Genomic DNA, 12,836 nt, shown 5'->3' on the forward strand with positions numbered 1-12,836 from the left:
GTAAATATCATTAAATCAAAGAATGAAAGCAATTCACAACGTGGAGTGATCAATCCCTTGTTAATCCAGTGTTGTTGTAAATATCATTAAATCAAAGAATGAAAGCAATTCACAACGGAGTGGAAGCTACCTATTTTATGTTGCTTGTTGTTGTAAATATCATTAAATCAAAGAATGAAAGCAATTCACAACTTAGACATGATAATCTAAGATAATATTGCGGTTGTTGTAAATATCATTAAATCAAAGAATGAAAGCAATTCACAACACTAACAGACTGGCGGCGCTAACAACGCCGGTTGTTGTAAATATCATTAAATCAAAGAATGAAAGCAATTCACAACTCACACCTGGGTCATCCGGGAGGTGTGCAAGTTGTTGTAAATATCATTAAATCAAAGAATGAAAGCAATTCACAACCCCATTATTTATAAACCCATTTACCGTTGAGTTGTTGTAAATATCATTAAATCAAAGAATGAAAGCAATTCACAACAATTGATATACTTCGGAACCTCCTTTTTATGTTGTTGTAAATATCATTAAATCAAAGAATGAAAGCAATTCACAACTGACCGATCAACTGCAATATGGAGGTCCCAGTTGTTGTAAATATCATTAAATCAAAGATGAAAGCAATTCACAACGCACACCAGCTTTGCCCGGAAACTCATTAAGTTGTTGTAAATATCATTAAATCAAAGAATGAAAGCAATTCACAACTGACCGATCAACTGCAATATGGAGGTCCCAGTTGTTGTAAATATCATTAAATCAAAGAACCGACCATATTAGAGTTTAGCCATTCCGGTAATGTATAGTTCATAATACAGCAATATCTAAATTTACCCAAAAAATAATACATTCCATCTATAGAGTTATTCAAATTTTACCGGCCGTGGAATCCGTATTTCGTTACAAAGTTCTATCTTTGTGCTTCATATAGATTAGACAATGAATATTTCATATAACTGGTTAAAAAATTTTGTTGATATAAAGGATAAGACTCCTGAGCAAATCTCTCATATTTTGACAGATATTGGTCTGGAAGTAGAAGTGCTGGAAACAGTTCAGAGTATACCCGGAGGATTAGAAGGTCTTGTTGTAGGGGAGGTTAAGACCTGTGAACAACATCCCAATGCGGATCGTCTTCGTGTCACAACTGTGGATGTTGGACGTGAAGAATTGTTGCACATAGTCTGTGGTGCACCCAATGTAGCTGCCGGACAAAAAGTAATAGTAGCTACTGTCGGAACTACTGTTCATCCACTGGAGGGAGAACCTTTTAAAATCAATAAATCTAAAATCCGTGGTGAAGTTTCAGAAGGGATGATCTGTGCAGAAGATGAAATTGGCTTAGGTAAATCGCATGATGGTATCCTGGTACTGCCTGCTGATACACCGTTGGGACAGACAGCCCGCGATTATTTTCACATTACGGATGATTACCGTTACGAAATCGGTCTGACACCCAATCGTGCTGATGCCGCTTCTCACTTAGGAGTAGCGCGTGATCTGGCCGGTTTTTTCAGAACCTCCTTTACATTGCCGGATATTACCGCATTTCAGTCTATTGAAAGCGCTGTGCAGACAACAGTTTCTGTTAGAAATACAGATGCTGCGCCCCGTTATACCGGTGTCAATATTTCAGGAGTGACAGTAAAAGAATCTCCGGATTGGTTGAAAGAAAAACTCAATGTTATCGGTATTCGTCCGATCAACAATATTGTGGATGTAACCAATTATGTTCTTCATGACCTGGGACAACCACTACATGCCTTTGATGCCGATCAGATTGCCGGTCATCAGGTCATTGTGCGTAATGCTACAGAAGGAGAGGCTTTTACAACTTTAGACGGAGTTGCACGTACCTTGTCAGCAGAAGATCTGGTTATTGCAGATGCAGAAAAACCAATGTGTATAGCCGGAGTCTTCGGCGGATTGCATTCTGGAGTAAGTGCTTCTACCGTAAATATATTTTTAGAAAGCGCATATTTCAATTCCGTATCTGTTCGTAAAACAGCAAAAAGACACGCTTTGAAAACGGACTCTTCTTTCCGTTTTGAGAGAGGAACAGATCCGAATATGACAGCATTTGCACTCAAACGTGCAGCATTGCTGATTCTGGAAGTTGCAGGCGGTACAGTCAGTTCAGCGATTACAGACCTGTATCCTGATCCGGTAGCTCCGTTCGAGTTTACCGTGAATTATACGAATGTACAACGCCTTATCGGAAAAGCGATTCCGAAGGAAGATATTCGCTCTATCATTACTTCTCTGGGAATAGCAGTTGCAAAAGAAAATGAACATGAACTGTTGGTACAGGTTCCTCCTTTCAAAGTGGATGTGACTCGCGAAGTGGATATTGTTGAAGAAGTTCTGCGTATATATGGTTACAATAATATAGAGATCAAGCAGCAGATCAATGCCTCTTTAAATACTTCGGAAAAACCGGACAGAGAAGTGGTATTGAATCAGGTTGCGGATTTATTGATCGCTAACGGCTATAATGAGATTTTGTCGAATTCATTGACCAAATCTGAATATGTGGATGATGTGGATACAGCCGTGAAATTGTTAAATCCCTTAAGCAGTGATCTGGATACCATGCGTCAGAATCTGGTGTTTTCTGCTTTGACAGCAGTGTCTTACAACCAGAAGAGAAAAAGTACAGATCTGAAATTCTTTGAATTCGGGCGTACTTATCATTTACTGGAAGAAGGTTATCAGGAAAGACAGCATCTTGGACTCGCTCTTGCAGGAAGACAAACCGGCGAAAAATGGAGTGGAGAGGCGAAGCCTGTTACATTTTACAACATTAAAGCCGCTGTGGATACTATTATCCGCAGATTGAATATACAGGGACTGGAAGTCACAGATACAGACTCTACCTATTTTGATTACGGATTATCGTACAAAAAGGGGCAGAAAACCTTAGTTGCATTTGGTGCAGTAGCACAGACTAGCCTGAAAAAAGCGGATGTAGACGGACAGGTATTTTTTGCTGATTTTGACTGGGATCAGATACTGAAAGTAATTCGTAAAAATAGCATCAAATACAAGGAAGTTTCCAAATTTCCGGCTGTTCGTCGTGATCTGGCATTGCTTGTTGATGAGGCTGTTACATTTGATAAACTACGACAAGTGGCAGTTAAAACAGAGCGTAAGTTGCTTACTGAAGTCAATATTTTTGATGTCTATAAAGGTGATAAACTGCCTCAGGGTAAGAAATCATATGCCTTGAGCTTTGTTTTACAGGATGAAGAAAAAACTTTGGCGGACAAACAAATTGACGCTATAGTTCAAAAATTAATTCTTAACTTTGAGAAAGAATTAGGCGCAGTAGTGCGCTAATAGTGGAGTATAACTTTAATTGCAGTAAATAAGTATGGCATCTTTATCAACACAAATGAATATTATCGTTGAGAAAACGAAAAATTTAATTCAATTGTGTGAAGCCTTGCAGGAAGAGAATGATTTACTTAAATTAGAAGTGCAATCGTTACAGGTGGCTTTGGATACAAGCTCCGAAAAAGTAAAGCAGACAGAAGAAAAGGTGAAAGCCCTTGCTGTAGCGCGTACTTTGGAAGATTCGAATGTGGATAAAGACGCAATAAATGAGAAAATACTTGACACGAAGCAAAAAATTAACGATTTTGTTAAAGAAATAGACAAGTGCATCGGCTTATTGAAGTAAGATAACGGAGATAAGGAATTTCAGAAAAAGCATTTGTTTACTATAAGCTCAAAGGAAAAATGGGAGATATTTCCATAAAAATAAATATCGCTGATCGGGTATATCCGTTGAAAGTGGATGCAGGTGAGGAGGAAATTATCCGTCATGCAGCGAAATTGGTTAATGAGAGAATAAAAGAACTACAAGACAACTATGCAGTTCGGGATAAACAGGATTTATTGTCCATGTGTGTCCTGCAATATGCAACAGGAATGTTGAAAGCCGAAAAAAATGCGCAAAACCACGAAGAAGGGGTAGAGCAGGCTGTTCATGAGCTGGATCAGTTGTTGACAGGTTTCTTTAATAAATAACAAAATCGTTCTTATACAACGCTTTGTAACTACGAATTTGCCGCAATTAAATTCGGGTTGTCACTATTTTAAACTTAACGCTTCAATATCACGGGCGAAAAAAAGATGTAGACCATTTTGCGTAAGCCATCTAGGTCATGATCAATCGCTTAATCATGTGTAATGGAAGTTTAATAATACTTGGTACCCGTTTATATTTAATTGCGGTTTTTTTTTGCAAAAAAAATTAAATCAAAACATATAGAAACAATTTTTATCAACTAATATAACACACATAAAAACAAATGAATATACAGATCATAATAGCAATCATAGTTTCCCTTATCGTGGGTGTTCTGATTGGCCGTTATGTGCTGCAAATGTTGTTTAAAAGGCAAGAACAAGCTGCACATGAAAACGCCAGGAAAATCGTGAAGGAGGCAGAACAGGAAGGGGAGCATATCAAAAAGAAAAGACTTCTGGAAGCAAAAGAGAAGTTTTTACAACTAAAGGCTGAGCATGAAAAAGAAGTAAATCAGCGTAATAATACCATTGTCCAAAAAGAGAATGCTACCCGCCAGAAGGAGCAGTCTATTAACCAGAAACTGGAGAACCTGAACCGCGAGAAACAAGAACTGGACAATACCAAAAAGCAATTGGAAAAACTTGTAGAGCTGAATGAGAAGAAAAGCGAAGAAGTGGACCATTTGAAATCTCAACAAATCAAACAACTTGAAAATATTGCCGGAGTAACGGCTGAAGAAGCCAAAAATCAACTGGTTGATTCTTTACGTGAAGAAGCCCGTTCTCAGGCGATGATTCAGATCAAGGATGTCGTAGATGAAGCCAAACTTACGGCAACCAAAGAAGCTAAGAAAGTCGTTATTCAGACTATTCAGCGTACAGCAACCGAATCGGCTATCGAAAATACAGTTTCCATCTTTAATATCGAAAATGATGAGATCAAAGGACGTATTATCGGTCGTGAAGGTCGTAATATACGTGCGCTGGAAGCTGCTACCGGGGTTGAAATTATTGTAGATGATACACCGGAGGCTATCATTCTGTCCGGCTTTGATCCGGTACGCCGTGAGATTGCACGTCTGGCTTTACACCGTCTGGTGACTGATGGTCGTATTCACCCGGCGAGAATCGAAGAGGTGGTAGCGAAAACAAGAACACAGATCGAAGATGAAATCGTAGAGATCGGTGAGCGTACAGCTATCGATCTGGGTATACATGGCCTTCATCCGGAACTGATCCGTATGGTAGGACGTATGCGTTACCGTTCATCTTACGGACAGAACTTGTTGCAGCACTCTCGTGAAGTGGCCAATTTTGCAGCAACGATGGCAGCAGAACTGGGGTTGAATGTGAAACTTGCAAAACGTGCAGGTCTGTTGCATGATATTGGAAAAGTACCTGATGATAATCCTGAACTGCCACACGCAATCTTAGGCATGCAGCTGGCCGAAAAATATAAAGAACATCCTGACGTTTGTAATGCAATCGGAGCTCACCACGATGAGATCGAAATGACTTCATTGATCTCTCCGGTAGTACAGGCTTGTGATGCGATCTCAGGTGCTCGTCCGGGAGCTCGTCGTGAAGTGGTGGAAAGCTATATCAAACGTCTGAAAGAGCTGGAAGACCTTGCGCTGTCGTATCCTGGTGTGGAGAAAACATTTGCGATCCAGGCCGGACGTGAATTGCGTGTTGTCGTTGAAAGTGAAAAAGTAACAGATGCGCAGGCTGAAATTCTGGCTGCAGATATCTCTAACCGTATTCAAACGGAAATGACTTATCCGGGACAGATTAAAGTAACTGTAATCCGGGAGACACGTTCTGTGGCTTACGCGAAATAAGATAATAGTAAATTAAAAAGGAGAGCTGTCTGAGAGAATTATTCTTTCAGACAGCTTCTTTCTGTTAAAAGAGTCTCATGAGTAATAAAAAGAAAAACAAACCGAGCCCTGCTCCTCAGGAAGTCTTAAGACCGGTAGATATTTATTTTAAAGAGTTGTCAGCTATATTTGCAAATCCTCAAAACAGAGGACTGTATGCTGCTTTTTTAACTTTATTTTTCTTTGGGCTAATGGGACTGATCTGGATGATTCCATTTCCGCAATTTGATTTTATGGTCAAAATGGGATGGCATACTTTTCTTAACTGGGGATCAATTTTCATTGCAATTATTGTTTATTCTTATCTACGTCTGGCTCCTACGCTGTCTTATGCTATGCTGATTGAGATTGGTATTATGAGTTTCTTTATTGTTCAGCTGGAATATCTGGAAAGAGCAGGAGGGCCTGCAGTATGGCTGATTGCCGGACTGATTATGCTGGTGTCATTGGCTGCGCTGATTGCAATCACAAAAAGAGAAGCAGTTCCTGTATCGACTAATAATCTGATCAGATTGATCACAATAGGACCGATATGGTTGTGGAGCTTTGTTTTTAAGAAGCTTAACCTGAAGTTTTAGTTTTTATATCCCATAATAGATAAAAAGAGGATGGCCAGCTGGTCATCCTCTTTTTGTAATGCCGGTGAGGACAGCGGCAAACGCAGTGGTGAAGATTACTGATGTCTACTTTGCTACTACGTGATCTAAGTACAGTTCTGCGCGTCAGTTGGTGTCCCCACCAATTGCTAACATAAGTTTCAATGGAATGTAGAGTATCTTCCTTTTTTACTACCGGTGAGGACAGCGGCAAACGCAGTGGTGAAGATTACTGATATCTACTTTGCTACTACGTGATCTAAGTACAGCTCTGCGCGTCAGTTGGTGTCCCCACTAATTGCTAACATAAGTTTCAATAGAATGTAGAGTATCTTCCTTTTGTACTACCGGTGAGGACAGCGGCAAACGAAGTGGTGAAGATTACTGATGTCTACTTTGCTACTACGTGATCTAAGTACAGCTCTGCGCGTCAGTTGGTGCCCCCACCAATTGCTAACATAAGTTTCAATAGAATGTAGAGTATCTTCCTTTTTTACTACCGGTGAGGACAGCGGCAAACGCATACGTATATAATTACGCGTCAATCCGGAGTGCAACCTAAACAATTTGATACCTTTTATTGTCTTATACTAAATGTAGCATAAGAAAGGAAGCCAGGGATTATATGAAATTACTATCTGTGACGAGCAAAGGTCTGTATTGTAAACAAGCGAATATTTATATTGATCCATGGAAACCTGTTGATAATGCCCTGATTACCCATGCACATAGTGATCATGCACGCTGGGGGATGGGACACTACTGGTGTCATCCGGATAGTATTCCGATACTGCGTCTGCGTCTTGGGGTTGAAAACAATGTTACAGGCATGAAATATGGAGAGGTAATGTCTGTCAACGGGGTAAAGATCAGTCTGCATCCTGCAGGACATATTATCGGATCGGCTCAGGTGCGTCTGGAATATCAGGGAGAGGTATGGGTATTTACTGGTGATTATAAATGGAGCGATGACGGTCTGTCACAACCTTTTGAGTTGCTTAAGTGTGATCATTTTATCACAGAATCTACATTCGGACTTCCGGTATACCATTTCCCTTCTGCATTTGATGTGTATGAAGATATCAACCGCTGGTGGAAGCAGAATCAGGATAAAGGATTAAATACAGTATTGTTGGGATATTCGCTGGGTAAAGCACAAAATATCTTAAAACACCTGGATACCTCCATAGGTGAAGTGTACCTGCACGGAGCTGTAGCGAATGTTAATCAGGCACTACAGGAAGTAGGATACCAGTTTCCGGGACAACGGATTGTTGCGGAGACGGATCGATCCGCAATAAAGGGCGCGCTTATTGTCGCACCGCCATCTGCAATGGATACTCCCTGGATACGAAAACTAAGACCTTACAAGATCGCCATGTGCAGCGGTTGGATGCAATTGCGTGGAGCAAGACGAAGAAGAGGAGTGGATCAGGGATTTGTCCTGTCTGACCATTGCGACTGGACACAGCTTAATGCTGCTGTACAGCAAACAGGTGCCCGTCATGTGTACGTGACACATGGTTACGAAGCCGTGTTTTCAAAATGGATCAATGAACATCTGGGCGTAAAAGCTTCTGTCCTCAAAACACTGTTTCATGATCAGGAAGAGGAGGATATGGAATGAAAGATTTTGTAGAACTTTTCGAAGCGCTGGACAGTACGACGCGGACAAATGAAAAAATTGAAGCCATTCATCAATATCTTATAAATGCAAGGCAGGAGGACCAGTTGTTTGGTATCGCGCTCCTTATGGGTAATAAACCAAAACGCCCTGTCAAGACCAGTATGCTAAAAATCTGGGCTGCGGAGCTGGCCGATATTCCGTTATGGCTTCTGGATGAAAGCTACTATATCGTGGGAGATCTCGCTGAAAGTCTGGCTCTGGTATTACCAACCTCCAAGACCCAAATCCTATTTGAACTGCATACGATCTATCAGCAATTAATAGACCTGTATGGACAGCCGGAAGACGTACAGAAAGAATTAATTTTAGGATATTGGACACAATTATCCGGAACGGCGCTTTTTCTTTTTAATAAGTTTCTGACCGGAAATTTTCGGGTTGGAGTATCCAAAAAGATTGTAGGAAAGGCGCTGGCTCGTTATCTGGAAATGGAAGAAGCGGTCGTGGAACACAGGCTGATGGGAAAATGGAGTCCGCTTACTGAAAAGATGGATTCTTTATTTTTCAGTGATCTGAATGCAGATAAGCATTTCCTCCCTTATCCTTTTTATCTGGCATATGCTATTGATTCTCCGGTAGAAGAGTTGGGTAATCTCGAAGAATGGATACTGGAACCTAAACTGGATGGTATCCGCGGACAGCTTATCATCCGGAAAGATGAACTGTTTGTCTGGAGCAGAGGAGAAGATCTGATGACGGAGAAATTTCCGGAATTTCATAAATTAAAGGATTTGCTGCCCAACGGTACGGTGATCGATGGAGAGGTAATTCCGTGGAAGGAAGGTATACCACTTGATTTTAATGTTATGCAGACCCGTATTGGTCGTAAAAACCTGTCTGCTAAAACATTGGCAGATGCTCCGTTAGTGATGGTGTGCTATGATCTTCTGGAATGGGAAGGGAAGGATCTGAGAGCTCTTCCATTAACAGAAAGACGTAATCTTCTGCAACATGTGCTCGATACAGCCGGTGTGTCGGATGTCCTGTTGCTGTCTCCGGCTTTAGAGTTCAGTGCATGGGAGGAAGCAGCATCTTACAGAGCACATGCAAGGGAACATAATGCGGAGGGACTTATGATCAAGCGCAAGTCAAGTCCCTATGAAACAGGACGGAAAAGAGGGAACTGGTGGAAGTGGAAAACGGATCCTATGACGATAGACGGGGTATTGATTTATGCACAGTCCGGACATGGACGAAGGGCAAATTTGTTTACAGATTATACTTTTGCGGTTTGGGACGGAGAGCAGTTAGTACCTTTTGCGAAAGCATATTCCGGATTGACAGACAAGGAGCTGATCAGTATGGACAACTGGATCAAACGGAATACTATAGAAAAATTCGGACCTGTCAGAAGTGTCAAACCGGAGATGGTCTTTGAGCTGGCATTTGAAGGGATTAATCTCAGCAGCCGGCATAAATCAGGTGTCGCCTTACGGTTCCCGCGGATTCTGCGATGGCGAAAGGATAAACTACCAAAAGATGCGAATACAAAACAAGATTTGTTGGACTTAATTGAATCGTTGAAATGAACCAGTTTGCAGAAGTATGGTTTCATAATCAGGGATGGAAGGCTCATGGTTTTCAGCAGCAAACCTGGAGAGCTATTCGTGAAGGAAATTCCGGATTGCTGAATGCTCCTACCGGATACGGAAAGACATTTGCTGTATGGTTTGGGATTCTGGATCATTACTATGCGCATCATGAAGGTGCAAAAAATAAGAAATTACATACACTTTGGATAACACCTTTACGGGCTTTGTCCAAAGAAATCTATAAAGCTGCTAATGCAGTTTCGGAAGAACTGGATCTGGATTATACCATTGAATTACGTACGGGCGATACCACTGCATCGGTCCGGCAGCGACAACGTAAAACTCCTCCGCAGGCCATGATTACCACACCGGAGAGTGTACATCTGCTGCTGGCTTCCAAAGACAGTACAGCATATTTCAAATCACTGGAATTTATCGTGATTGATGAATGGCATGAATTGTTAGGCAGCAAGCGTGGTGTATTGGTAGAGCTGGCCTTAAGCCGGCTAAAGGCTATCAATCCCCGGCTGAAGATATGGGGTATTTCTGCAACTATAGGTAATCTGGCAGAGGCTAAGGAAATCTTGTTGGGGCTAGAAAATACTGGTGTCATGGTCAAAGCGGATATCAAAAAGAAACTTCATATCGAGACCGTTTTGCCGGATTCACTGGAAAAGTTTCCTTGGGCCGGTCATTTGGGAATCCGGTTACTGGATAAGGTCATTCCTATCATTAATGCACATCAGTCTACTCTGATCTTTACGAATACAAGATCCCAGGCTGAAATATGGTACCAGCAGATTATTCTGAATTACCCTGAATTTGCAGGACTACTGGCAATCCATCACGGTTCACTGAGTGATGAGATCCGTTTTTGGGTGGAAGAAGCATTGCATGAAGGCCGCTTAAAAGCCGTTGTGTGTACCAGTAGTCTCGATCTGGGGGTTGACTTTCGTCCGGTGGATTGTGTGGTACAGGTAGGTTCTCCAAAAGGGGTTGCCCGTTTTTTGCAGCGGGCAGGCCGTTCGGGGCACAGACCTGATGAGACTTCAAAGATCTATTACGTTCCTACGAATTCGCTTGAAATTATTGAAGGAGATTCGCTGAAATATGCTGTAAAAGAGCATATAGTCGAACAACGTATACCTTATATCCGGAGTTTTGATGTGCTGATCCAGTATTTAATGACGCTGGCCGTGGGAGATGGGTTTGATGCGGATCAGATCTTTGCAGAAATCGTGCAGACACATTGCTATGCGTCGGTATCCAGAGCAGAATTTGACGAATGTATGGCGATGCTTATCCACGGGGGTAAATCACTTACGGCATATGATGATTTTCACCGTTTGGAATATACTGACGGATTATATAAAGTTACATCCCGCAAACTGGCTATGCGGCATCGGCTTAGTATAGGTGCGATTGTATCGGATGCCATGATGCGGGTTCGGTTTATGAATGGCAAATATCTGGGGTCTATAGAAGAATCTTTTATCTCCAGACTGAAAGAAGGAGAAGTGTTTTGGTTCTCCGGAAGACAACTGGAATTGCTGCATACCAGAGGAATGGATGTGACAGTTAAACCTTCTACAAAAAAGAAAGGAGTAGTACCGTCGTGGATGGGTGGACGCTTTTCCATATCTCCTGATCTTGGAGATGCGATCCGCCATAGTTTTCAGCATATTCAGAAAAGGAGTTATCAAAGTGAAGAGATCCGTTTTTTACAACCTCTTTTTAAGGAACAGAAAGTGCGCTCTGCTTTGCCGGTAGAAGACGAGCTGCTGGTCGAGTATATGGAAACCCGCTATGGACACCATTTATTTGTTTATCCTTTTGAAGGTAAGCTTGTGCATGAAGGAATGTCTCAGGTCATCGCTTACCGGTTAGGTAAGATTCAGCCCGCAACCTTTAGCATTGCGACGAATGAGTATGGATTTGAACTGGTCTCTGAGACGAAATTTGATATTACTCTTCCCTTATTACAAAAAGTGTTTTCTCCTGAGCATCTGCATGCCGATCTGTCAAGCGGAATTAATGTGCAGGAAATGGCAAGAAGGCGTTTCAGAGATATAGCCGGCATCGCAGGACTGGTTTTTCAGGGATTCCCCGGTAAGAATGTGAAAACAAAACATCTGCAGGCTAACTCAGGATTGTTTTTCTCTGTATTTCAGGATTATGACCCCAACAATCTGCTGCTTAGAGAGGCCTACGATGAAGTGTTTGATTTTCAGTTGGAAGAAGGACGAATGCAGACTGCTTTCAACCGGATCAGCGGGCATCGTATTATATTGACGCATCCTGAAAAGCTGACTCCGTTTGCTTTTCCCGTTTTTTCCGAATCTTTCCGCGAACGCTACAGTAATGAAGATTGGCAAAGCCGTTTGGAAAAACTGAAAATGCAGTTAACTTTGGAGTAATGGCAAAGAAGATTGTATTGAATGGATTAGATTGCTTTCTACTGCCTCAGAAAGTATTGTATATTCCCTTCTATCATTTGTTGGTCTTGTCGGACTGGCATTTGGGTAAGATGAAGCATTTCCGGAAGGAAGGACTATTTGTGCCTCCTGTAGAAGTTGAGGAAGAAATCAGCCGGCTGGAATTGTTGTTTCAGGAACTGACAGTAGAACGGGTAATACTGCTGGGTGATCTGTTTCATTCAGACTGGAATGAGGACTGGACCGCATTTGCCCTGTTTACACATCGTTATCCGAACATCAGTTTTTTGCTTACCCGCGGAAATCACGATATTTTGGTAGATGCACACTGGGCTGAAGCTCGTTTACAGATTATTCCACAATATATTCTGGCTGAAGGGCTGCTGTTTTCACATGAGCCAGTCGCTGATCTGCCCGCCTATATGTTCAACATTGTAGGGCATCTGCATCCCGGATGTGTCGTCCGGGGAAAAGGAAGGCAACAGTTTCGGCTGCCATGTTTCCATTTGAAAAACAATGTTCTGACATTGCCAGCCTATGGCAAATGGACCGGACTACATATATTGCCGAAGGAAGATAATGCCCGTTTTTTTTCTGTTATTTATGATGAAGTTGTGGAAATAAAGGAATTTTTCTAACCCGGATACAGCACATCG

At 41.7% G+C, this 12,836-nt stretch carries 9 protein-coding genes and 1 CRISPR repeat array (1 of these 10 cut by a window edge); all 9 genes read left to right on the plus strand.

All coding sequences use genetic code 11. The features are described 5' to 3' along the window. A CRISPR array of direct repeats spans positions 1 to 723; the repeat unit is 46 nt; unit sequence GTTGTTGTAAATATCATTAAATCAAAGAATGAAAGCAATTCACAAC (it extends 842 nt beyond the left edge of the window). Positions 724 to 954: 231 nt separating this feature from the next. Next, on the plus strand, positions 955 to 3,354 hold the full coding sequence (gene pheT / locus I6J03_RS15040; protein ID WP_003004877.1) for a phenylalanine--tRNA ligase subunit beta: 2,400 nt from the start codon (positions 955 to 957) through the stop codon (positions 3,352 to 3,354). Between the two features lie 34 nt (positions 3,355 to 3,388). Then, complete coding sequence (locus I6J03_RS15045) at positions 3,389 to 3,697, plus strand: hypothetical protein (RefSeq protein ID WP_003004875.1); 309 nt, start codon at positions 3,389 to 3,391, stop codon at positions 3,695 to 3,697. A 59-nt stretch (positions 3,698 to 3,756) separates the two neighbouring features. Beyond that, positions 3,757 to 4,047, plus strand: a complete 291-nt coding sequence (locus tag I6J03_RS15050) for a cell division protein ZapA (RefSeq protein WP_002999122.1) — start codon at positions 3,757 to 3,759, stop codon at positions 4,045 to 4,047. Between the two features lie 284 nt (positions 4,048 to 4,331). Further along, on the plus strand, positions 4,332 to 5,891 hold the full coding sequence (gene rny / locus I6J03_RS15055) for a ribonuclease Y (RefSeq protein ID WP_003004873.1): 1,560 nt from the start codon (positions 4,332 to 4,334) through the stop codon (positions 5,889 to 5,891). Positions 5,892 to 5,968: 77 nt separating this feature from the next. Beyond that, entirely contained in the window at positions 5,969 to 6,508 is a 540-nt protein-coding gene (locus I6J03_RS15060; protein WP_003004871.1) for a DUF962 domain-containing protein, read from the plus strand. Between the two features lie 643 nt (positions 6,509 to 7,151). Continuing rightward, positions 7,152 to 8,153, plus strand: a complete 1,002-nt coding sequence (locus I6J03_RS15065) for a ligase-associated DNA damage response exonuclease (RefSeq protein WP_003004868.1) — start codon at positions 7,152 to 7,154, stop codon at positions 8,151 to 8,153. Beyond that, the gene (locus I6J03_RS15070; RefSeq protein WP_003004865.1) at positions 8,150 to 9,742 is read left to right on the plus strand and encodes an ATP-dependent DNA ligase; all 1,593 of its coding nucleotides are present in this window, start codon (positions 8,150 to 8,152) and stop codon (positions 9,740 to 9,742) included. The genes I6J03_RS15065 and I6J03_RS15070 overlap by 4 nt, the downstream gene beginning before the upstream one ends. Further along, the gene (locus I6J03_RS15075) at positions 9,739 to 12,162 is read left to right on the plus strand and encodes a ligase-associated DNA damage response DEXH box helicase (protein ID WP_003004862.1); all 2,424 of its coding nucleotides are present in this window, start codon (positions 9,739 to 9,741) and stop codon (positions 12,160 to 12,162) included. The genes I6J03_RS15070 and I6J03_RS15075 overlap by 4 nt, the downstream gene beginning before the upstream one ends. Then, positions 12,162 to 12,818: a ligase-associated DNA damage response endonuclease PdeM gene (gene pdeM / locus I6J03_RS15080; RefSeq protein WP_003004859.1), complete on the plus strand. Its 657-nt coding sequence runs from the start codon at positions 12,162 to 12,164 to the stop codon at positions 12,816 to 12,818. Before I6J03_RS15075 ends, pdeM begins: the two co-directional genes overlap by 1 nt. Positions 12,819 to 12,836 lie beyond the last annotated feature (18 nt).

The organism is Sphingobacterium spiritivorum (assembly GCF_016724845.1).
Lineage (GTDB): Bacteria > Bacteroidota > Bacteroidia > Sphingobacteriales > Sphingobacteriaceae > Sphingobacterium > Sphingobacterium spiritivorum_A.